23 protein-coding genes are annotated in these 20,457 nt (G+C 57.5%); 13 read left to right on the top strand and 10 right to left on the bottom strand.

From position 1 onward, the window contains the following. Nucleotides 1-68: 68 nt before the first annotated feature. From RO07_RS05160 to RO07_RS05150, 3 genes are read right to left on the bottom strand one after another with little or no spacing between them, the layout of a single operon-like run. The gene (locus RO07_RS05160) at nucleotides 69-932 is read right to left on the bottom strand and encodes a hypothetical protein (protein WP_039408632.1); all 864 of its coding nucleotides are present in this window, start codon (nucleotides 930-932) and stop codon (nucleotides 69-71) included. A gap of 40 nt (nucleotides 933-972) precedes the next feature. Continuing rightward, complete coding sequence (sctE, locus tag RO07_RS05155; RefSeq protein WP_160118069.1) at nucleotides 973-2,343, bottom strand: type III secretion system translocon subunit SseC family protein; 1,371 nt, start codon at nucleotides 2,341-2,343, stop codon at nucleotides 973-975. 24 nt (nucleotides 2,344-2,367) lie between these two features. After that, entirely contained in the window at nucleotides 2,368-2,901 is a 534-nt protein-coding gene (locus tag RO07_RS05150; protein WP_269466452.1) for a SycD/LcrH family type III secretion system chaperone, read from the bottom strand. Nucleotides 2,902-3,092: 191 nt separating this feature from the next. Here RO07_RS05150 and RO07_RS05145 point away from each other — a divergent pair, with 191 nt between their 5' ends. Next, nucleotides 3,093-4,079: a hypothetical protein gene (locus RO07_RS05145; protein ID WP_039408626.1), complete on the top strand. Its 987-nt coding sequence runs from the start codon at nucleotides 3,093-3,095 to the stop codon at nucleotides 4,077-4,079. A gap of 57 nt (nucleotides 4,080-4,136) precedes the next feature. Here the strand turns inward: RO07_RS05145 and RO07_RS05140 are convergent, their stop codons facing one another. From RO07_RS05140 to RO07_RS05110, 7 genes are all read right to left on the bottom strand, one after another. Continuing rightward, entirely contained in the window at nucleotides 4,137-4,832 is a 696-nt protein-coding gene (locus tag RO07_RS05140; RefSeq protein WP_039408624.1) for a hypothetical protein, read from the bottom strand. Continuing rightward, nucleotides 4,816-5,421, bottom strand: a complete 606-nt coding sequence (locus RO07_RS05135; protein ID WP_072636960.1) for a hypothetical protein — start codon at nucleotides 5,419-5,421, stop codon at nucleotides 4,816-4,818. Before RO07_RS05135 ends, RO07_RS05140 begins: the two co-directional genes overlap by 17 nt. Beyond that, nucleotides 5,418-6,158 (bottom strand): type III secretion system inner membrane ring lipoprotein SctJ, encoded by a 741-nt coding sequence (sctJ, locus tag RO07_RS05130; protein ID WP_052267036.1) that lies wholly within the window; start codon nucleotides 6,156-6,158, stop codon nucleotides 5,418-5,420. The genes RO07_RS05135 and sctJ overlap by 4 nt, the downstream gene beginning before the upstream one ends. Beyond that, a complete protein-coding gene (sctI, locus tag RO07_RS05125) occupies nucleotides 6,155-6,445 on the bottom strand; it encodes a type III secretion system inner rod subunit SctI (protein ID WP_039408622.1) in 291 nt (96 codons plus the stop codon). Before sctI ends, sctJ begins: the two co-directional genes overlap by 4 nt. Nucleotides 6,446-6,461: 16 nt before the next feature. Beyond that, nucleotides 6,462-6,725, bottom strand: coding sequence for an EscF/YscF/HrpA family type III secretion system needle major subunit (locus RO07_RS25455; RefSeq protein ID WP_084072448.1), 264 nt, complete (start codon nucleotides 6,723-6,725; stop codon nucleotides 6,462-6,464). 186 nt (nucleotides 6,726-6,911) lie between these two features. Beyond that, nucleotides 6,912-7,244, bottom strand: a complete 333-nt coding sequence (locus RO07_RS05115; RefSeq protein WP_039408621.1) for an EscF/YscF/HrpA family type III secretion system needle major subunit — start codon at nucleotides 7,242-7,244, stop codon at nucleotides 6,912-6,914. A 159-nt stretch (nucleotides 7,245-7,403) separates the two neighbouring features. Further along, nucleotides 7,404-8,531, bottom strand: coding sequence for a PrgH/EprH family type III secretion apparatus protein (locus RO07_RS05110; protein ID WP_039408620.1), 1,128 nt, complete (start codon nucleotides 8,529-8,531; stop codon nucleotides 7,404-7,406). 257 nt (nucleotides 8,532-8,788) lie between these two features. Between RO07_RS05110 and RO07_RS05105 the strand changes: the two genes are divergently transcribed. The 12 genes from RO07_RS05105 (at nucleotide 8,789) to RO07_RS05050 (ending at nucleotide 20,453) form a co-directional block, all read left to right on the top strand. After that, nucleotides 8,789-9,115 carry a hypothetical protein gene (locus tag RO07_RS05105; RefSeq protein WP_039408619.1) on the top strand — a complete coding sequence of 109 codons (327 nt, stop codon included), beginning with the start codon at nucleotides 8,789-8,791 and terminating at the stop codon, nucleotides 9,113-9,115. Further along, nucleotides 9,094-9,882, top strand: a complete 789-nt coding sequence (locus RO07_RS05100; protein ID WP_084072446.1) for a helix-turn-helix domain-containing protein — start codon at nucleotides 9,094-9,096, stop codon at nucleotides 9,880-9,882. Before RO07_RS05105 ends, RO07_RS05100 begins: the two co-directional genes overlap by 22 nt. Nucleotides 9,883-10,149: 267 nt before the next feature. Beyond that, nucleotides 10,150-11,964, top strand: coding sequence for a type III secretion system outer membrane ring subunit SctC (sctC, locus tag RO07_RS05095; RefSeq protein WP_084072445.1), 1,815 nt, complete (start codon nucleotides 10,150-10,152; stop codon nucleotides 11,962-11,964). After that, nucleotides 11,957-13,069: an HrpJ domain-containing protein gene (locus tag RO07_RS05090; protein ID WP_039408617.1), complete on the top strand. Its 1,113-nt coding sequence runs from the start codon at nucleotides 11,957-11,959 to the stop codon at nucleotides 13,067-13,069. Before sctC ends, RO07_RS05090 begins: the two co-directional genes overlap by 8 nt. Continuing rightward, the gene (locus RO07_RS05085) at nucleotides 13,062-13,367 is read left to right on the top strand and encodes a hypothetical protein (RefSeq protein WP_039408616.1); all 306 of its coding nucleotides are present in this window, start codon (nucleotides 13,062-13,064) and stop codon (nucleotides 13,365-13,367) included. Before RO07_RS05090 ends, RO07_RS05085 begins: the two co-directional genes overlap by 8 nt. 26 nt (nucleotides 13,368-13,393) lie before the next feature. Then, nucleotides 13,394-15,478: an EscV/YscV/HrcV family type III secretion system export apparatus protein gene (locus RO07_RS05080; protein WP_039408615.1), complete on the top strand. Its 2,085-nt coding sequence runs from the start codon at nucleotides 13,394-13,396 to the stop codon at nucleotides 15,476-15,478. Between the two features lie 10 nt (nucleotides 15,479-15,488). Next, nucleotides 15,489-15,893, top strand: a complete 405-nt coding sequence (locus RO07_RS05075) for an InvB/SpaK family type III secretion system chaperone (protein WP_039408614.1) — start codon at nucleotides 15,489-15,491, stop codon at nucleotides 15,891-15,893. Beyond that, a complete protein-coding gene (locus RO07_RS05070; protein ID WP_052267034.1) occupies nucleotides 15,890-17,197 on the top strand; it encodes a FliI/YscN family ATPase in 1,308 nt (435 codons plus the stop codon). Before RO07_RS05075 ends, RO07_RS05070 begins: the two co-directional genes overlap by 4 nt. Further along, nucleotides 17,181-17,642 carry a hypothetical protein gene (locus RO07_RS05065; RefSeq protein WP_039408613.1) on the top strand — a complete coding sequence of 154 codons (462 nt, stop codon included), beginning with the start codon at nucleotides 17,181-17,183 and terminating at the stop codon, nucleotides 17,640-17,642. Before RO07_RS05070 ends, RO07_RS05065 begins: the two co-directional genes overlap by 17 nt. Continuing rightward, on the top strand, nucleotides 17,639-18,844 hold the full coding sequence (locus tag RO07_RS05060) for a SpaN/EivJ family type III secretion system needle length determinant (protein WP_039408612.1): 1,206 nt from the start codon (nucleotides 17,639-17,641) through the stop codon (nucleotides 18,842-18,844). The genes RO07_RS05065 and RO07_RS05060 overlap by 4 nt, the downstream gene beginning before the upstream one ends. Next, nucleotides 18,841-19,761, top strand: a complete 921-nt coding sequence (locus tag RO07_RS05055; RefSeq protein WP_039408611.1) for a FliM/FliN family flagellar motor switch protein — start codon at nucleotides 18,841-18,843, stop codon at nucleotides 19,759-19,761. The genes RO07_RS05060 and RO07_RS05055 overlap by 4 nt, the downstream gene beginning before the upstream one ends. Then, complete coding sequence (locus RO07_RS05050; protein ID WP_039408610.1) at nucleotides 19,758-20,453, top strand: EscR/YscR/HrcR family type III secretion system export apparatus protein; 696 nt, start codon at nucleotides 19,758-19,760, stop codon at nucleotides 20,451-20,453. The genes RO07_RS05055 and RO07_RS05050 overlap by 4 nt, the downstream gene beginning before the upstream one ends. The last annotated feature ends 4 nt before the right edge of the window (nucleotides 20,454-20,457 follow it).

Genomic DNA, 20,457 nt, shown 5'->3' with positions numbered 1-20,457 from the left:
TCAGAAGGGGAAACTACAAAATCGTTTACAGCAAGTGACTAGAGCGGGGCTGCCAATGCAAGCGGGGCTTAGGACGATCTAGCGATAGCCTTCGCCGCCTCGTCTTTGGACTGATGTATCGTATTTCGCAACGCTTGAATGGCATTTTGGAAATCGTCAATCGCAGCACGATCCTTGTGTGATGCTTGCGTCGTCTGATTCGCGACTGCACTTTCGCCTGCCACTTCGGCCTGATGCGCTCGATGCCCGCTCTCCGCGACGCTCTCGCTTCCTTGCGTCACCCTGGTGGCCGCATCCCCGGCGGTCCTAATCGCCCCGGCCTTCGCATGCTCCATCGATGCCTTGGCGCCCTTCGCTTGGGCTGTAAGCATGTGTGCTTCGCGAAGCTTGACGAAGTCCGCTCGCGCGCCAGGGGCCAGATTCGGCGTCGAGGCAAACAACTTGGCCTCATTGGCTTTCGGCAGGTCTGTCCTGGCGGCACTAAGCTGATAATTGGCGCCTTTCATGGCTCTCTGAGCCGACATGCCCGCACCGAGCATCATGGTGCCGGCCTGTCCGAACGCAAAGTCCCTCGCCACACGGCCTGCGCTACGCTGGGACTCGGCATTGCTCGCCGCGAGGTTCAGTTCCAGCTTCGAATTCGAACTAATGCTCTCCCTATTGGCATGGGCTTGGGCAAGAATCACAGCAATCAGAATCCCGACGATGGTTTCCAAACTAAGGTGCGTGTTGTTCGTAGGATTCTCGGCACGAGGCTCGCGCAACTCGGGAATACGGCTGCCGCGGGTTTGCGCCCCGCCTCCGTCGAGCCGGGCAACTGCGGCTGCATCACGAAGTTGATCAACTTGTTTCTCGTCAACCTTGCTCGTCTCAGTCGAAAGGACGCCAACGGTTGCCAATGAAGCGCTTGTGTTTTGAAAAATGATGGCCATGTTCTACCTCAATAAAACAATCAGGTTAAAAATACGGGGATCAGACAGCCTTTCTCATGTGGAGAGTATTGCCAAGGATTTCCATATTGGCTTCGTCCTGAGCTTGGAGCGCCTCCGTGGCGCGATTCCCGAGACCTTCTACCCACGTCTGATTCTGCCGCCACATGTCGACCGCCATTTGAACGGTTTTATGGAACACCTCGTTATCGGCGAGCCTTTCAGTAATTTCAGCGTTCGCCTGAGCAACTTGATTTTGGGTCACGCCAACATAGGCGGTAACACCGGCCCTGGCGCTGGATTCCACGGCTCCGCCAGCGATAGCGACTCGCGAGGCCTGCAAGCTCGCCACCTGCGCGTTCGTAATCCCCACCTTGCCACTCAATTTCGTCACCGTTCGCGAGACAGCGCTGTTCACCTTTCCCATGCCGCTCGCGAACGCACTACTCAACTTGCTGCTCGCGCTGGAAACCAATTTCGGTATCATCTTGCCGATCGATTTCGTTAACGGCCGAATCGCCGCTTGTATCGCCTTCCCGATGGGCAGCGACTTTGCGACTACAGCCGCGGCAATCACCGCGACGGCTGCCGCAACGGCACCTGCGACCGCACCTATGGTGTCGGCGAGTTCCGCGTCGACATCGAGTTTTTTAAGCACATCGGCAATCGCGCCACCGATCAATTGGGCCAATGGAGTGAAGACCTTTTCTATCAATGGGCTGAGAAGGCGCCCTGTCAATGACTCACCGGTGAGCTTCTCCGCCAGGGCATCGGCCGCCATCAACCCAAGCCCGATGCCCGCCAACGCTAAACTCGCTCCCCCAGTGATCAAAGCGGATCCGATAGCGATACCCGTAATGATTCCGCCGACGATTTTGCCGATACACCCCATCACCTCCTGGGCCTTACGTGCGGCGGCCTCTTTCTGCTGAATCTCTTCCGACTTCTTTGCGTGAAATGCACGCTGTGCCTTGTTCTTCTCCTTGAATTGCTCCAATGATGAAACGAGATTCTCTTCGGTATTCTTGTCCACCGCCTCTCGAAGCTGATCGAGCAAGTATTGCAGGCGGATGGTCCCCGTAAGTTTTTGTTCGAATGCCTCGCCGGCATCCCCAAGCGAGACACTCTCTCCCGATTTGCCCCCGCCGCGCGGCGCGCCGGGCCCCTCGTCTTCCTCAGGCGCGGCTTGCTTCAGCGCTTCCGACGTCGGGGGCGTCAGTTCAGGTCGCTCATCTGGCACGGCAAGCCCTGTCAACCCAGCCGCACTACTATTCCGACGAGCTTGCAACTCCGCCACGACATCACCCAACGGGAGCTTGCGAGTCTGATTTATCTCCCTCTTGCTTCCGACGGTTTGACTTTGGGCGGCATTCACCACCGCATTACCAAGACGCCCCACACGCAGCTCTGCCACGATTTATCCACTCCCGTTTTTTCGTCAATCACACTTACTACCTGCGCCCCCCGCCATCGCATCCAAATAGGCCTGCGCCTTGGCCGCGAAACGCGAATCACGAGCATCTTCGAGTACGGTCTCAAAACAGAGTCTGGCTTTTCCTAGCCTGCGCAATAGCAAATTGCACTCCCCCGCATAGAACATGGCTCGCTCGTCACTCCCTCCGCCAATCGTATAGGCCATTGCGTAGACATCCAGCGCCTTCTCATAGCGCTTTTTAAGTTGGAAAACCGCACCCAACCCAAGCGCATAATCCGCGTTGTGGAAGTCATATATGCACAGAAGGCGAAACAACGATTCGGCCTCGTCCAAGCGCCCCTGCTGGTAGAAACCGTACGCATGTGCATAGATCTCCTCCATCGTGTCACTTGAGATGCCATACATATCCTTGAAGGTCGCCCCTTCCTGGACACCTTCGAGAACACGATCGAACAATTTCTCAAGCTGCTCCTCGTCCATGGAGGGAAGCGCGTTAGCGACACTTGGCTGATTGTCCATTGATTCCGAATGATTCATACTGAAACCGTCCTTGCTCAGATGCGCACGATACATGTTCGAGCGCCATTTAACTTGTAAAAATTGACCACCAACGGATATCGTCGGTGGGTGTAGGTCGAGAATTCCAATTGGTGGCACATTTTTGCAAATGCGCATACCACAAGTGCGCTATCCTTTCACATTCTTTTCCCTCATATGGATGACTGACAATGGCCATAATCGGCGCATTTAATCTCGACCCACGCCCAAGCGTCTATCCCGGAAACATCTCCGCGGATTCGGCAGCCAAAGATATTTCCCCAACACCTGAAGAGCCGGGAGTTTTTGAAGACCTCGAGGCACATATCGAGGCACAAGTTGCGACCAAACTTGACTTGGAATTCAGGCATTTGCCTCTCCAGGCCAAGGCGCTATACCTGGACAACCTCAATGTGCAAGTAAAACAGAAAATTACTGCCGCCCTTCAAAACCTCGAAAGTCTTTCTCCTGAAGACCGCGAGGATCTTCCTCCTGAACTAAAAAGCTCCTTGGATCACTTCGAAGCCACAGTGGAAAATGTGCAGAAGAACGTCAGTGATCCCCAGGTAGACTTGGTTGGAAAGTACACAAAGTACATCGTTGCCCTTAGCGAACTGGTCACGACGATCAGGAAGCAGGTGAAAGGCCAGGCGGAAGGAAAGAGCCATCTTAATGGCAGATTAATCTTAGTTGAGCTTAATAAATTTTGTGAGAAATGGGGCAAGAATTCCGAGGCGCTTGGAAAATTCAACGACCTGGACGCTGCAAATAGAGCCGCAGGCCGATTCCGCGCTGGCACGGTCGAAGTGGTCGACACCGGCAATAAGGAAAATCGATATGAAATTCGCGTTTCATTTTCCAGACTCATTCCTATTGCAGAGGTTGTCAATTCACCTTCAGAAGTTATTGACAACCTGAAAAATGGGAAGCACCCGCTAGATGGGGCTGTCCTGTGGGAGCATCGTCTGAAGCAGGTGCTCGGCGAGGGCGTGAATAGCCACGTGACGCAAAGCCTGCAATTGGCTCTTGATGAGGTTCAAAAAACACACAACACGGACGTTGAAGCGCTATCCCACGAAGCAAGCCGAGCAAGCACGTGGCTGGACACCATATCGCAGACCCACTCAAAATATATGATGAAGCTTACGGAAATACTCTCTGGATTTTTGCAAGTCTGAGGATTTTTCGGCCTGCGCCCTCTCCCCATGCTGAGGGCAGCACGACCATCGGTACCGTCAACCGCGGGAAAATCGCTCGGCGATGTCGAGCAATGCAGCCCGACAAGCATCGCGCACGTCGGAAAGCTCCGTCGCCTCGACATTCCGCTGCGATTCGTTCCAGACATGATCCTTGATGTCCGCGAGATGCGCCTTCCATACATGTCCGCCCCAGGCGATAGAGAAGACGTCCACTTCCCTCCCCAGCTCCACCACGGCAGAAATGCCAAGCGCCTCGCACCGCGACTTCAGTTCGCGAACGGCAGCGTCCGATGGCGCGAAAATGCGTATGCTCTCGGGCTTTTGAGGTAGGTGCTCAGCCAATATGGCGTCCAGAAGCGCGCTCAGCACTTGATCGTTCTCAAACAAGTCTTGGATGCAGTCGCGCAAAGCGACGGCGATCTTCTCCTGTAAAGCCCGATGAATCACCTCCCACTGCGACACCAAGGTGGATATCGGTGCCAGTGCAGCGGAGATCCCCTCGGCCACGCCCTCACGAAAACCGTTCGCACGAATTTTGACGGCGTCTTGCTCGGCACGAGCAATCAGCGCCGCCGCCTGCTTCTCAGCCTGAGACAGCAAGTCGGCAGCAGTACGCCCACGATCGATCTCAGCTTGCTTGACCAGCGGCGAAAAAGACGATGCCCGCTCGCGCCCTCCTTCCTCGGCATCGGCCGGGGAAGGGAAAAATGGATCTTCAATGGTTCTCAGCATGATAGAAATAGGCTGCCGATTGCAGCAGCCTCAATGCAACTCTCGGCCCCAAGGCGACACCCGGCGGCTCAGCGCAGGTGGCATCCCGCCAATCACACGAGTACGGGAATTTCAACCGTATTCGCTGCTGCCAGCCAAACGCAAGCGCACGCGTCGCGACCTTGACACAACTCACCCCGCTCGCAAGCGCGAGCCGATCCGCATCGACGTCGGCACCCACCGGTGACGCAAACGCGCTATCGATGAACGGCCGTCTGTCGAGAATCGGAATCGGCAATGCCAAAAAGCCGAGCGCGTTAAATCGAAGTTTCGTCAGTGCATTGCCGCCCGCCAGCCGCCCGCGAGCCAGACGCGCTCCAGCGAGGTATGCCACGGCAGGGAGGTCCGCCCAATGCAAAACCAGCCACCTGGCGAGCGCGCTGTCACAATCTTCACGCCGGACATTCGACAACTGGGCGCGACGCAGCATGACACGGTTGGCGAAACGCCGAGGCCAGCGGCCGTCCACACCGAAATGGGCGAACCATTCCGGATCCGCCCAGCCGACCGGATCATAAAGTGTTCGAATCAGCGCACTCGGAGGACTCACGATGCACCTCGTTTCGCCCGCACCCTACGCCGCCAGAACAGGACGCCAGGCACAGCCATCGCGACGATTGCCAACAGGGCGACAGGCACCCAACGCCACGCAGCCGACCAATGCTTCGGCGAATGGGCGGGAGGCGCTTGTGGCATTTCGGAGGCTTGAAATACGACAACGGAAATATTGTCGTAACTCAATGCATCGAAACTGTTCTTAAGCAGTTGCTTCAGGCGTTGGATCAGGATTGCGTCATCCAGCGGACCATCATAGGTCACCATTACGGACGCATGCATGGGTTGGCCCGCATAGCTACGCTCCGACAGCGGATAGCTGATATGAACACGCGCGGAAAGCACTCGCTCGATCGATTGAATTGTCTGCTCCAATCGATGCTCGATCCCCGAGATCAAACGAGCGCGCTCGGCCGCTGGCGAGTTGACGAGCGAATCTGTCGGAAACAGATCGGCGATCGACTGGTCATCGCGTCTTGGCAGCCCGTGCCGATCCAGCAAGCTAACCGCATCCGGGAAATCGCCACTACCCACTTCGACCTTGAAGCGCCCTTTCCCAAGCTCCTTTTTCTCGGCCTCGATGTCATGACGTTGCAAAAGCGCGATGGCTTCATTCGCCTGCCGCTGACTTAGCCCCGTCAGAAGCTCCGTGCGGCACGCGGCGAGCGAGCCCAGCACGAGCAAGGACGCCGCGACCGCCAGGAGGCGACTGCGGCTCGAAGTGCGGCTCAAGCTTTCACCAGCGTCTCAACAACCGAGACACCCTTGCGCGCCAACGCGCTGCTCAACGACATTTCAATATGAAATTTCGCCAGATCAGCCTGCGCCTTGAGCAACCGCATGGGGTCGTCAGACGCAGTGCTGACGACTTCAGCGAGATGATTCTGACGATTCGCCGCGCTTTCCGAAAACCTGGCGAGCTCACTGAGCATGCGCCCCTCGAGTGACAGGCCTGCAGCATCGACTTGCGCCTCTGACTGAGTCCACATTGCCTGCACCGGCTTGATAATTGCTGACATCTTGCAAAAAATAATGTTAGTTGAAGTCTCGGATGATGCCCTTGTCGACGTCACCAATACCCTTGATCACCGATGCTTGCGCATTCGTATGCACGCTGAACATCATCATGGCCTTCTGATAGCGCGCAAGCTTTTGCGGATCGCTACTGTCGCCCGTACCCAGCGCATCGATCTGTTCGTTCAAGTGATCGGTGAAAGAATGTTCCTCACCTGTTACATGTGATTTGACTTTCGCATTCGCAAATTTATCGAACAGCTTAGTAATGAAATTATCAGCCACTACTTTTCCTTTTCATCACAATTGGTTTCCAACCAATAACATTCTTGTCGAAATCTGAACCACTCCTGGCCATCGACACCATCGCACGCGGCGAGGAGAGACGATTTCCTCGCCACTCCGCCCCAAGAAGGGGGTTACCCACTCCTGAGGCGTAGTGGCATCCAAAGACGGTAGCGACCTGGAACTTTAGTTAAAATCTCGAATAACGCCCTTGTCGACGTCACCAATACCCTTGATCACCGACGCTTGCGCATTCGTATGTACGCTGAACATCATCATGGCCTTTTGATAGCGTGCAAGCTTTTGCGGATCGCTGCTGTCGCCCGTTCCCAACTCATCGATCTGCTCATTCAAGTGATCCGTGAAACTGTGTCTTTTGCCCTTTTCTTTAGTCGACTCGACTGTCGCACCCGCAAATTTCTCGAACAGCCTGGTAATGAAATTTTCTTTTTTATTAGGATCAGGAACAGGATCATCTCCAGGAACGGGAGCCTTAATAACACGCAGCATTTCAGACATTATTTCTTCCTTTATGTCAAATATAAATTAATTAAAACAAAACAAATTAAAACAAATCACAGGCGATTATATTCACCACATCTGTCAATTTATTTTTACCCACCGGAGAATGGAAGCTCAACTGGCAAAAGATGGTGAATCTCAGCTTTTTTGAGCGCCTTACATTACTTCATTAGCCGCCTCCCCAAAGAACAAATGGCGCGCCCCTCTCAACTCGTAGCCGAAGCGTCCAACCTTGATTCCATCGATTTGGGCCAGGTCGCGCTGATTGATAACAAAATGCACGTAGCGCCCGCCCCAGTGCTTTCTGTATGTGTACAAAGCACTCCCGAGTGCATCCAGTTGCGTGTCGCTCAGGTGGTCGCTGATGGAAACCGTGAATCGATCCGATGTGGCGCTGTAGTTCGCCGTCAGACCGAGATCCCGAACGAGGTCCATGGCCGCACGCTGCGCGTCTTGCTCGCTGCGAAGCCGCACGTCGAGTTCATAGGCGTAGGCCATGGCGCCGTCGAGCCGGCTTCTCACTCCGCTCGGCAAATGTGCGGGTAGTGTCAACAGCGGTCGCCTCGGGTCCGACAAACCCACGGAGAAATAGCGGACGCCGGACTCCTCGAGCACTCGTTCGATTCTCTCGATCACCTGCTGGCGTGTGACTACCGTCACGTTTGTCGGGCTTCCCGTTTTCTGCAAGGTGCGACGAATCGCGCCCGCGGCTTCCACGCTGTGCGCCACCACGTATGGCTCGCCCGTGGCGCTCTCAAGAACTACGCCGTGATCGCCGGCCAGATGATGGACGGTGTGATCGGCCGGCGGTGTCAGCGGCGACAGATGCCACGCCGCGGCGAGCCCGCCCATGGCCAGGACGGCCATCCCGATCCACGCAAGAATTGTCTTTCGACGGCTACTCTGCGATACGCCGGTCACAGAGGTCCGGCAGTCCTGCAAAACGGCCTCGGACCACGCGTCCCTCGCATGGCGCAGGGCGATACGGAGCGCACCGACAGCAATGGGCGCATTGAGTTCGACCTCCCGCTCGGCCACCTCGCACTCGCGATCGAAAACCTCGATGTACAGCACGCCATCCTTCGGCTTCAACATGAAGCTCGGGCACGGGCCGGGCAACGGAATTGTCAAGACCTCGTGGCTTGCCATCGCATCCACTGCACGCTCAACCTCAGGAACGACGGCCCGAAGATCCGGATCCACCGTCCTAACAAAACACTCATCGGCAGGCAGCGCGAACTCCGCCCCGAACAGCGGACCGTTCAACACCTTGAGTACGAACAAATGGCCTCCGAGAATTATGGCGCCTCGCCTGGTGCGAGAGACTGCCCCATGATTAGTTGACTGATCCCTTCCCCGACCGGCCAATCCTCGAAAGTACAGCGATCTTTCGGCATTCAAAAACCCAGCCAAGGGAAGCTTAGATTCGCAATGTACCCGCCCTCAGTCCCTCGCAACTATCGGATTCCTCTTATTTTGTAAAGCGACATCATTTTCGATAATTGAGCCCACTGAATGCGCAAGGTAACGAAAGGAGGGTTATGAAAATCTGGATCGCAATTCCCGCCTTTACGCTTGCCGCTTATATGACTGGTTGCGCATCGTCTTCACCCACCCTGTCCATCATGGAGAGTGAAATGATGTCGCGCGAACTAAACGAACAGATCGTCAATTGCACACTGCCGTTCCTGGAGGCCCATGCCATGGCCAAAGCAACAATTTCGTACCGATACCAGGACGGTTCAGTAACGTTCAGCAGTGACACTCACGCCTTGGCTGCGCATCTGGGGCAATGTGCGATGCCATCGAGCGGTCCCGACGGCACCTTTGAGAGGGAGATCGAAATATGGTCGACGGACAAGCAATGACCGGCCGAACCGGGAACGACCGCACATCGACACTCGGTGGCCTAGCGGAAAAGATCGCCTTTGGATCAGGCGATCTTTTGGTGGCGCTGCGTGGCGATACCTGCAACATTCACTACACCGCCGCGAAGGGAGGTGGTCGCAGAGCGCGCACGGTGCCACTCGGCCGGGCGAGCACCATCGTTGCAAGCGCCAAACGGCTGCGGGCGCAATTCGACGCCAAGCGCGAGTATCGCGTGGTACCCGAGGGTGAATTGTGCTGTTTTTTGGCTTTTATCGATGCCGCGTTGAATCCGGAAATCGTCCAAAACCCGCCGCTCGAATCGATTTGCCTGCAGACCGCGCCGTTGGGTGCGCTTGAAAATGCCGATCAGCTCGGGCACTGGCTAATGTTGGAAGTGATGCAGGGCACCCCCGGCAATGCGCTCCTGCACCATTTGCGTGCCCAGGAATCGTATGCGCTTACCAAGTATCTGATACAGAGTCCCGGCGATTACGCTCATCTGAACGAGCTATGCGTCAACTACGGCTTGTCGTACACACAATTTCGCCGACTGTGTCGCCGTCCCCTCGGACACGCCACCAAAGCCCGCCTTCGTTCATGGCGCGCGGCTCGCACGGTGCTCGAGATCATCGAGAGCGATCGGACCATCTTCGATATCGCCGTGGCAAATGGCTATACGTCGGCGTCGCACGTGAGCAACGATATCAAACAGATTTTCGGCTTCACGCCCAAGACAGCAAGAAATGCGCGACATCTCCTGCCCTGACGCGCCTCGGCCGGAAGCCGTCGAACTCAGTCGGAACGATGCCGACGGTTCCATTTCCCTGAGCCTCAGCATGACCCCGAACGGAGAGTACGTTTTCGACGACGTACTCTCGCTATTGTCGTGCTGGTGGTTGAGATGGGTCGTCACGATCGACTGTGATTTTCATTATGACGGGAACGCCTGGCACGTCCACTGCCATTTGCAACTGGATACTCGCCGAGTCCTGCCGCAGGTGCTGCGCGACCTATTAACCATAAAAAGTGTTGTATGTTCTTAGATTCCACTCCGATCAAGCAAGCTTGCATCGGACTCGTCCTATTAATCGCGACCGCCGCCACACACGGCGCACCGAGCGCCGACCCATTGTCGGCGAGCGGGCCTCGCGCCGCGCAATCGCCCTCGTCAACCGACGTCGACGTCCCTGCCGCCGACACCTCACGCGCACGCTTCATCGCTCGAAAGGAGCCGGTGGAGCAATTGTTCAAGGCCATCGGATCGGAGATTCACAAGGCTACGCGTCTGAGTAGCAAGGCGCGTCAATATCGTATCAGCGGCGAGTTCGATCTGCGCCGGCCATTCGAGCTTATCGAACGCGTCACGTCGAGCCTCGGCCTGATTTGGTACTTCGACGGTCAAATCATCTATGTGTACGACAATTCGGAGGTCGCCTCCGCGATGCTGGCGGTCTCGTCGGACACTGTCGACAGCCTGGTGTCGTCGTTGAAAAAATCCGCACTCTACGACAGTCGCTTCCCCATTAAGCACGCCGTGGGAACCGATCTCGTCTATGTTTCCGGGCCGCCCAAGTATGTCGAGGTCGTGCAAGCTGCCGCCTCGCTCCTGCACACGCAAACAGAATTCACGCAGCGGACTGAGCGTCACATCGAATTGATCAGGATTCGTCACGTTCCCGTCGGAGAACGAAGCTACACGCAGCGAGGTGTTCAGTCGTCTGTGTCCGGGCTTGCGCAGGTGCTTGCCTCCGTGCTCGGACGCGGCGCCTCGGTGACGGTCGCGCCGCCGAAAGACCCGGGTGCGCGGCCTCGCGACGACGACTCGAAAGTGACCAGCCTGCCGCTGCCGGCAGGTGTTGGTGAAATGCCTCCTTTCGATACCCAAACGCCAGCCCCCCTGGTTCCTCCGGGGAACGCGACGTCAACCGGCCAACTCGCCCAGGGGCCTGCAAACGCCACTACAACAGCTACCGCCGCTGCCGGAGATGTGGCGCCGATGAACATCGTCGCCTATCCATCCAGCAACAGCCTGCTTCTGGAAGGCACGGGACAGCAGCTTGCCACGGCCCGCCGCCTGATCGAACAGCTCGACGTCGCCAAGGATCAAGTCGAACTGTCGCTATGGGTCATCGACATCCACAAAAATAACTTCGACGAACTGGGGGTCAACTGGTCCGCGAGCGGGAACTTCGGGCCGGTGAATGTCGGATTCAATACGGCGGCAACGCTCTCGCGTTCGCAGGCCATGCAATTCATGGCATCGGTGACTGCGTTGAGCCAACAGAAAAAGGCGCGAATCGTTTCGCGCCCAATACTGCTGGCACAGGACAACAGTCCCGCCGTCTTCGACAACAGCAAGACATTTCTTGTGAGGGTCCGGGGCGAGCGTGTTGCCGCGCTGGAGAAGTTCACCTACGGAACCATGATCAGTGTGACGCCGCATGTGGTTTCCCCGGATGGGCGGATCGAGATGGAACTGAACATCGAGGACGGCAACAGCGACGCGCCAGGCAAAGGGTCCGGACTCGATCTTCCTGTCGTCTCCAGCACCAAGATCTCGACCGTCGCGCGAGTACAGCACGAGCAAAGCCTGCTGGTTGGGGGCTACACGCAAAGCCAAAACACCGAAGGCATGGAGAAGATTCCGCTGCTGGGTGACATTCCCATGATCGGTCGCCTGTTTCAGTTTCGAAACACGAACGATCATCAATCCGTACGGCTCTTCCTCATTCAGCCGCGCATGCTCGCCGAGGATGCTCGCTTTGAACGCGAGCGTGTGCGCACGCCCGTGGATATCACCGACGCGGTGGATGCGCTGAAGGTTCTAGTGGAACGCTCCCGTGGCTAACATCGACCTTTCACGAGTCGCCGGCACTCGCCAGATTGCGGCGCCCGGCTCCTTTGGCGAACAGACCGGCAACAAGCTGGTACTGACGCAAAGCCCGCGCGGATCGCTCTTTGCCGGCAAGGACAGCTTGTCTTCGTTGCTGGCGACCATGGCACAAAGGCAGGCGGTACGACGGGTGGAAAAGCCCGCCAGGGGAAGCGCGTCCAAGCGCCGCGGTGCAATGTCCGACACGCAAAAGGCAGAGCTTGCACGCGTGCGCACCATGATACAAAGCGGCGGTGCGAACTTTGGCGCCGCCTATGAACACACGCGCAATCTCTTTCCCATGCCGGAGGAGCTCGCCCTGGTGCTGGCCGGTCTCCTCGAGGACGACGAGCTCGATGCGAGAACGAAAGAGGAAATCGACGACGCCCTCGCCGCTCTGATTCGCGAATATGGCCATGCACGCGTGAGCGCCGGACTCAACACCGGGCACGTCGTGAACACCTTCGCGTCGCGGATGAACATCGACGGCAGCGATCTTCGACAGGCATATCACACGCTGGTCGGCGCAGGCACGGGCGAGGCCGTAACGTATCGCTACCTCATTGACAAGTTCGGATTCGAGCGCCGAGGCCTGGCGTTGGAATTTCTCGAATGTGCGCTTGCAGCCGATCTCGCCTCGGAAGTGCCTTCGCATCCGCCGGAAGCGTTTCAACCGATGCTGGATTTGCTCTTTCAACTGAGATTGATCCGATCCGCGGACGATTTGCTGCTTTCAAGCGCCAGGGAACGCCACAGGCGCAAACGCCCCGCGACGCTTCACGAGGAGCCTGACTTGTTCGATCAGGTGCTGGTCGATTTGCTCATTGCCAGTCTTTTCGACATTCAAAACGCGTGTCGACATCTCACGCATTGTTTGCAGCGATGGCGAGAATTCGCCGGAGCGGGCAACGTCTTGGATTGGGCCGGTCGAATATTGCGAGCAATGGCTGACGTCCCGGTAGAGCTATTCCCGGATCTGGCTTACCGCCAGTCTCTCCTGACCGCGCTATGCGAAGTCGTTGACAACATCTTTTTGCATCGAAGGGGAAGTCTCGCCCGTCTCGGGAGCCCTCATGTCTGACGAAGCCTGGTACGCCGTGCTGGAGCACGCCCTGGCGATGCAGGAAGGGGAGTACATCAGCGCGTGCAGCGGCCCGACGACGTTGCTTCTGGAGCGCCGCGCCGACGTGTTGATTGCCATGCGCGAAATTCCTTCGACGATCGACGACCTCACGTCGTTCGCAGCGCAGATGCATCTGACAACGCACCTGTCCGATTGCCAGATCCTCTCCTTTGGCGACTCGCGCTATCTGTGCGCCTGGCGCCGTCGCCCGGTCGATGCCGACTGGCTCGCGGCCCTGGCTGCCGCCGATTTTTAAGGAAGCCCTGCTTTAACCCGTTCCTTATGAACCTGATTGCTACACGCTTGATGCGTCCTGAGCTGCTTGTGTTGGTCTTGATGACAGCCATCATCTCGATGCTGATCATCCCGCTGCCCACGTGGCTCATCGACGCGCTGATCGCCGTCAACATGGTCACCGCCGCGCTGATCTTCGTCGGCTCCTTTCACATTCAGTCGATTGTCTCGTTTTCATCGTTTCCCGCGTTGCTGCTCGTGACAACCGTGTTCCGGCTCGCGCTGTCGATCACGACCAGTCGCATGATTCTCCTCGAAGGCGACGCGGGTGCCATTGTGGCGAGCTTCGGCAATTTCGTTATCGCTGGCGATCTCGTCATCGGTATGACGATCTTCGCCATTGTGACGCTCGTGCAGTTCATGGTCATTACGAAAGGGTCCGAGCGTGTTGCCGAAGTATGTGCACGTTTTTCGCTCGACGGCTTGCCCGGCAAACAAATGAGCATCGATGCCGACCTGAAGGCCAACGTCATCAATGGGGAACAGGCGAGAAATCAGCGACGTCTCCTGGAGAAGGAGAGTCAGCTCTATGGTTCGCTCGATGGCGCGGTCAAGTTCGTCAAGGGCGACGCATTGGCCGGCATTCTGATCATCTTCGTGAATTTTCTGGGTGGCATTGCAGTCGGCGTGATGCGCAATGGCGACAGCTTCAGCCAGGCGCTGGAGACCTATACCCTATTGACCGTCGGTGACGGCCTGGTTGCCCAGATCCCGGCGCTGCTCATTTCCATCGCCACCGGTTTTATCGTCACGCGCGTTAACGCCGACGACGAAAATCTGGGCACCACGATGCTGAAGCAACTCGGTGCGAAGAACGAAGTGTTGCTGACCGCGGCGGCACTCTCCCTGGGCGCAGGCTTTCTTCCCGGATTTCCGTTGGCGATATTCGTGCTTATCGCGGCAGGCCTCGCCGGCATTTTCGTGGCGCGAAAAGGCGGGTTGCGCAGGGCGCTGAGTACCGCGGGCTCGGCGTCCGCCGACGAATCCGATTCGGCCGGTTCGGGCGCCACCGAGTCACGAACGAAAGGAGCAAGCGCCGGCGAAGACAAGCAAAAGGGGGTTGGAGACGTCATGCCCGAGGCAGTTGCGCTGGCCCTTCTTCTGCCGGTCGGCCAGAAAGCATGGGCTTCGCGTATCAATCTTGCCGTGAAACTCGAGCACGAAGTGTTCACGCAGTTCGGCGTCAAGATCCCCGAGGTCGAGATTAGAGAAAGCTCAGCGCTTGCACCGCATAGCGCCCTGATTCTTGTCAATGAAATTGCCGCCGGCGAAATCCGCTTGAGCTTCGGAAAGCACAAGGTCACGGACGGCGCGGACGTGCTGCTCGCGTGCGGCACCGAGCTCATCGATCTCTCCGATGGAAAAGACGCGTCGTACTGGATCGCGGAGGAGGCTGCCGAGCGCGAACGCCAAAAGGAAGTGCCGTCCTTTTATACCCGCTCCGATGCCGAAGAGCTGGTCGAGTGCTTCTCCGTTGTCGTCGCTCGCCATATTGGAGAAATTTTCGGCATTCAGGAAGCCAAGAACCTGCTGGATCAGTTGGAAGGCAAGTATCCCGAACTGGTCAAGGAATGCCTTCGCAATGCCCCCGTACAGCGTATTGCGAATGTGCTGCAGCGGCTCGTGCTCGAGCGAATCTCCATCAGGAATCTCAAGGGAATCCTCGAGGCAATTGCGCAGTGGGCGCCGAAGGAGAGAGACAACATCATGCTATGCGAGCACGTGCGCAGCACGCTGGGACGATACATCACCGACAAGTTCAGTCGAGGTCGTCGCTTGAATGTGCTGGTTCTCTCTTCGGAACATGAGGAGCGGGTGCGTCGCTCGGTACAGCAAACCGCCAATGGCGCATTCGTCAATCTGCCACCGGAAGACGCACAATCTCTTCTCGATCAAATCGCTGCACGTCTGAAGGGAATCTACCTTTCGTTTGACGACATCGTGCTCCTGACGTCGGCCGATACCCGGCGTTTTGTCAAGCGCGTCATCGAACCGCGATACCCGCAGCTCGACGTACTTTCCTACGCGGAGATCACCGATCAATCGCGTATCAACCTCATCCACACCATATAGAGGCAACACAATGAACATCGACCTTATCTCGCTCGTCAAAGAAGCACTCGCCCATGCCGGCTGTATGGAAAAGCTGGACGAAGAGCTCGACCCGCATGCCGCGGTAGAGCTCAACTTCGTGGAGGTACCGACAATTCGCATCGAAGCCGTTGACGACGCGGTTGTGCTTTCCTGCTGCCTCTCCGAGTACATGGCAAGTCTTCGGGATTGCCCAACCACGCTGATTCTCGACACCGTGGCGCCGAAAGCACCGTGGGCGCGCCATCATACGATTTCCTTGCTGGAAGACGGCGGAGACCTTCACTTGACGGCGGTCATCGCAGACCAGTACCTGAAAGATGGCGAGGGATTCTCCCAGTCGATCGATGGATTCTACGAGCGAACCCGGCTTCTGTGCGAGGCGATCCGCGCATGAGTCGGCATCTCTGCTCATCATGGATACGTCATAGCGCCCAATTGTCCAAACTCCATGGTTCAGTCATTCACGCCCCGCTGCGTCGAACGTTTATCGGCGAGCGATGCGATGTCGTGCTGGATCCGCATCATCCCGAAACACGACTTTGTCAGGCGCAGACCATTGGATTCAGCCACCAGGACGCCATCCTGAGCATCCTGGGAAATACCCAGGGTATTCCTCGCGACGCCTGGATCGTCCCGTCGGGGCGGGGGGCAAGTCCACAGTTGGATGACGACGCGCTGGGTACCGCAATCGACAGCGAGGGACGCGTTATCGCAAGACTGGCGCCGCCGCGCCATCGGTTGGGGCAGTCCAGTACGCTGAATCTCGATGCAACGCCTCCCGCGCTGGCACGCCGCCGCAGTGTCAGCCAAGTCTTTGAAACCGGCGTGCGCGCCATCGACGGACTTCTCACGTGCGGCGTCGGACAACGCGTGGGGATTTTTGCCGGCGCGGGCGGCGGGAAAACGACGTTGATGTCAATGCTGATCGCCCATGCAAAGGCCGACGTTTATGTCGTCGGCCTGGTCGGCGAGCGCGGTCGTGAAGCCAGTGAATTCATCGCGCACGGGATCCCGCAGGACAAGAGAGATCAGACGATTCTCGTGTGCAGCACCTCGGACCGTCCTCCCGCGGAGCGGCGAAACGCCGCGCATTTGGCTACGGCGATCGCCGAGCGCTATCGCGACAGCGGCCTCAACGTACTGCTGATCGTCGACTCGATCACTCGCTACGCGCGCGCGTTGCGGGACATCGCGTTGTCCGCGGGCGAACCACCCGCCCGACGGGGTTTTCCCGCATCGGTCTTCGATGCGCTTCCTGCCCTGCTTGAGCGGCCTGGCGTGCTCGATCACGGGTCGATTACGGCGTTCTATACCGTATTGCTGGAGGACGAAGACCTGGGGGATCCCATTGGCGAGGAAGTCCGCTCGATTCTTGACGGACACATCTATCTCTCTCGCAAGCTGGCCGAGCGAGGCCATTTCCCCGCGATCGACGCGCTGAAAAGCACAAGCCGTGTAATGGCTCAGATTGTCGAACTTCAGCATCGCTCAGCGGCTTCGGAGTTACGCGGAAAATTGGCCAAACTATCGGATCTTCAGCTGGCGCTCGATCTTGGCGAGTACCAACCAGGGAAAGATTCGGAGGTCGATGCCCTATTGGAGGCAAGACCGGGTATCGACGCATGGTTAAGGCAGGACATCGACGACTATGCCGCTTTCGACAGCACGATAGAGGGCTTGCATGTACTCACGCGATAAGCATACCCAACTGAAGGGTCTACACGGACTCGGTCAAATACGCATACGTAGCGCACTTAACGAGTTGAATCTCGCCCGGTCCAATGTTCAAGCGTTGAAACAACGCCTGGAAGACACTGAACGCGATATTGCCCAGTTGGACCGTGAAAGGGAATCGCTATTTGAAAAACACCGCGGAATAACGGACAGAGAAGGCTTATTTTCGCTTAGACGCCGTGCCAGCATGCTGGAGATTCAGCGCGTCGACCTTTCGCTCGCACGGGTCCAGCTGGACTCGAACATAGAAATTGCGGCGAAAGAAGCGTCGCTCGCTCAAGCCGCGGTCGCGGCCGCCCGGCGCGACCGCGACAAGTTGGAACACGTCTCCCGCCTTTGGCAAAGAGAGGAAAAAATACATATGCATCTTCAAGAAGAAATCGATGGTACCGGAGGTATCCCAGTATGAAGTTTGAGAAGGCCGGCTCTCCGGAGTGCAGCGACTCCATCCTTGGGGACGCAGCTTCGGCGCCGTCGCTCACCGAACGTGTGCAGGCGGCAGCGGCACAGTTATCCGAGGGCTCGCTCCGTGATCTCGCACAATTATCGCCGGCTGACACCGACGCCGGTACCGGTGAGTTCGTTTTTCGGTTCTATGCGGGATCCCCCATTCCCCTCGATAAGGACGACGACGATGACGATTGGAAAGTGCCTGACGCACTACCGATGTCCGTCGACGTCGTTCTTCACCGAACAGTGTCGGAGCCTCGCGTCGAAGTTGCGCCCGGCGGCACAGCAGGTGCCCCACCCAATGATGATACGGCTGCTCCCCGGATGACGCCCTCAGCCTTTGACGGCTCGAACACCAACTCGTCTCAACAGGTTCCTGGCGGGTTCAAGCCGGGTTCGCGGGTCGAAGTCGCATCGTCAAAGAGCAGCGAGTCTTCGCGGCACGAACGCTTCCAGGAAAAGACGTCCCACGGGGGCGCCAAGCCTGCGCGCGTCCGCTCACTGGGTCAAACCACTGTTCGGCGACCGCTCGGGCGCGCATCCCAGATCGCCGACGCCGAGCCTCAGCCTGAAGTCCCTGCCGTGCGCGATGGACAACTGCCCGAGATAGCGCGCGATGGCGACCAAGGACCACACCATCACGGCGGCAATCGGGGAGAAGCTGCGGATAACGGACGCTCGGACGATGAAAAAGTGCGCGCGCCTGTTGTCACGCCCCGAGCGCCCATGCCGTCGTTTGCCCCCCCGTCGCTGCCTTCAAAGCACGACGTGCCGGAGCAGCGCCCGCAGAGTCGCATGGTGCGGCACCAGGTCAGAAATTCTTCGCAAGCCGCGGAGGAAACCGCGCCCAGCGAATCGGCAAATCGCAGCGAAACCTACGAGATCACCTATCGCTTTACCTCCTGGGGGGCTAGCGCCTCGGTGAAGCTCAATCTCGATGGATCGCAACTTGGACGGCCCATCCTGGCTACGCCTTCGGATTCACGTGTGCACAAAGCCCTCCGCGCCGGCATGGACAAGAAATCGGCAGACGCGGCGAGAAAGTCCTCTGCACTGCCAATTATGCTCGCCTCCCCATCCGCTCCCGTCGTTTCCCCGAACGAAGAGGAACGCGAGCGACACGGAAAACCACAGGTACCGGTCGAAGAGGGAGAGCAATGAATCGGGATCTGAAACTGCGTCAGCTCGATCTCGCCACGAGCGAGATGCGAAATTCGATTCTGGCGTCTCGCTTGGCAGGCACAACCGCAGCGCGACTCGCCGCGGGTACCGACTATGTCTCGCTGGAAGGCGAGTGCGGCAATCAAGTCTATCGCGCGTTTGCCCCGCTACAGCAACTCATTGATTTCTGGCTGGGAGACGCGTCGATTCCTGCCGAGCATATCGATCGTGACATTGTCGAACAGCTTGTTATCGATGCGTTTTCCGAACAAGGTCTGCCGTCCCTGTCAGAAGCATTTCTGTGGCGGGGCGTTTCCGGTTTCGCGCGAGAAGACGATTTCTCCACGCCAAAAGTACTCTTTCAAGGCGGGCCATTCGAGCTGTACCTGGAAACACTGCCCAAGTTGCTTCATGCCCCGCTGTCTTTACCTTCGGCCCTTCCGGTCGACGTGCAATGGGTTCTGGGAACGGTGACGCTGCCTGCGTCATCGGTTTCCGGTCTCTCGCGTGGTGACCTATTGCGACTTCCTCCAAGCGGTGGGGTACTGCGCTCGGGCGAAATCTCACTATTTTCATTTCATCTTGACGGAGAGTCCTTGATGCTCAACGAACTCGACAACAACGGTGGCGACACTGACCACCACGACAACGAAGGCGAAGTCGAAACGATGGCAAGCCCTGCCCTGGAGGATTTGCCGATTACGGTTTCCTTCATGCTCCGCAAACGCACGATGCGCGTGGCGGACATTGCGGCAATGCAGCCTGGCATGACTATCTCGCTGGAACTTCTCTCTCCCCAGGTCGACGTGATCGCGGGAGGTGCCCGGCTCGCTCAGGGGGAATTGGTTCGCATCGGGGAGTCGTTCGGCGTCGAAATCATGAAAACCACGAACGAATCCAGCGACTCGGGATCATGACGCAGAATCCCATCATCCTCATCGCAACACTTGCGTTTGCCACGCTCCTCCCGTTTGTTCTGGCGGTAGGAAGTTGCTTTATCAAGTTTTCCATTGTGTTTTCGCTCCTGCGAAACGCTATCGGCTTGCAGCAAGTCCCGTCCAACCTTACGCTGAATGGACTCGCGCTCATCATGACGGCTTTCGTCATGATGCCGATATTCAACCAGGTGCAGCAGTACTACAGCGAACATAACGTCGATTTATCCAATCAGGCGTCAATGCACGCGTTTCTCGATGATGGCCTGGGCGCATACCGTCAGTACCTGGCAAAGTATGCCGAACCGGAACTGGTTGAGTTTTTTGGCGAGCTGCAGGACGCACAATTGCGGGAGCATCCGCCCGGTGTCGAATCCCCCCGCCCCCATCGTGACGTGGAAAGCGACTACGTCGAGCAGGCCCCGCTTCTCGTTCTGCTCCCCGCCTACGCCCTTAGCGAATTGAAAAGTGCGTTCAAGATCGGCTTCTACATCTATTTGCCGTTCCTGGTCGTCGACATGCTCATATCGAACATATTGCTGGCGTTGGGCATGATGATGATGAGTCCGGTCACGATAGCACTCCCCATCAAGTTGATTTTGTTCGTTCTTCTGGACGGATGGGAAAAACTGGTCAAGGGTCTGGTTCTTCAGTATATCGACCTGGCGAAGTAACGAA

It is taken from the genome of Pandoraea pulmonicola, assembly GCF_000815105.2.
GTDB classification, from domain to species: domain Bacteria; phylum Pseudomonadota; class Gammaproteobacteria; order Burkholderiales; family Burkholderiaceae; genus Pandoraea; species Pandoraea pulmonicola.
The sequence above is the reverse complement of the archived record's forward strand: the minus strand, read 5'-3'. Positions and strand labels throughout refer to the sequence as shown.

Excerpts from the sequence above, each read along its gene's own strand:
- RO07_RS05140 (WP_039408624.1), bottom strand. The coding sequence starts at position 4,832 with ATGCTGAGAACCATTGAAGATCCATTTTTCCCTTCCCCGGCCGATGCC.
- RO07_RS05150 (WP_269466452.1), bottom strand. The coding sequence starts at position 2,901 with ATGAATCATTCGGAATCAATGGACAATCAGCCAAGTGTCGCTAACGCG.
- RO07_RS05060 (WP_039408612.1), top strand. The coding sequence starts at position 17,639 with ATGAAGTTTGAGAAGGCCGGCTCTCCGGAGTGCAGCGACTCCATCCTT.
- sctI (WP_039408622.1), bottom strand. The coding sequence starts at position 6,445 with ATGTCAGCAATTATCAAGCCGGTGCAGGCAATGTGGACTCAGTCAGAG.
- RO07_RS05100 (WP_084072446.1), top strand. The coding sequence starts at position 9,094 with ATGGTCGACGGACAAGCAATGACCGGCCGAACCGGGAACGACCGCACA.
- RO07_RS05080 (WP_039408615.1), top strand. The coding sequence starts at position 13,394 with ATGAACCTGATTGCTACACGCTTGATGCGTCCTGAGCTGCTTGTGTTG.
- sctC (WP_084072445.1), top strand. The coding sequence starts at position 10,150 with ATGTTCTTAGATTCCACTCCGATCAAGCAAGCTTGCATCGGACTCGTC.
- RO07_RS05055 (WP_039408611.1), top strand. The coding sequence starts at position 18,841 with ATGAATCGGGATCTGAAACTGCGTCAGCTCGATCTCGCCACGAGCGAG.
- RO07_RS05115 (WP_039408621.1), bottom strand. The coding sequence starts at position 7,244 with ATGTCTGAAATGCTGCGTGTTATTAAGGCTCCCGTTCCTGGAGATGAT.
- RO07_RS05075 (WP_039408614.1), top strand. The coding sequence starts at position 15,489 with ATGAACATCGACCTTATCTCGCTCGTCAAAGAAGCACTCGCCCATGCC.
- RO07_RS05050 (WP_039408610.1), top strand. The coding sequence starts at position 19,758 with ATGACGCAGAATCCCATCATCCTCATCGCAACACTTGCGTTTGCCACG.
- RO07_RS05145 (WP_039408626.1), top strand. The coding sequence starts at position 3,093 with ATGGCCATAATCGGCGCATTTAATCTCGACCCACGCCCAAGCGTCTAT.
- RO07_RS05065 (WP_039408613.1), top strand. The coding sequence starts at position 17,181 with ATGTACTCACGCGATAAGCATACCCAACTGAAGGGTCTACACGGACTC.
- RO07_RS05105 (WP_039408619.1), top strand. The coding sequence starts at position 8,789 with ATGAAAATCTGGATCGCAATTCCCGCCTTTACGCTTGCCGCTTATATG.
- RO07_RS05070 (WP_052267034.1), top strand. The coding sequence starts at position 15,890 with ATGAGTCGGCATCTCTGCTCATCATGGATACGTCATAGCGCCCAATTG.
- RO07_RS05160 (WP_039408632.1), bottom strand. The coding sequence starts at position 932 with ATGGCCATCATTTTTCAAAACACAAGCGCTTCATTGGCAACCGTTGGC.
- RO07_RS05085 (WP_039408616.1), top strand. The coding sequence starts at position 13,062 with ATGTCTGACGAAGCCTGGTACGCCGTGCTGGAGCACGCCCTGGCGATG.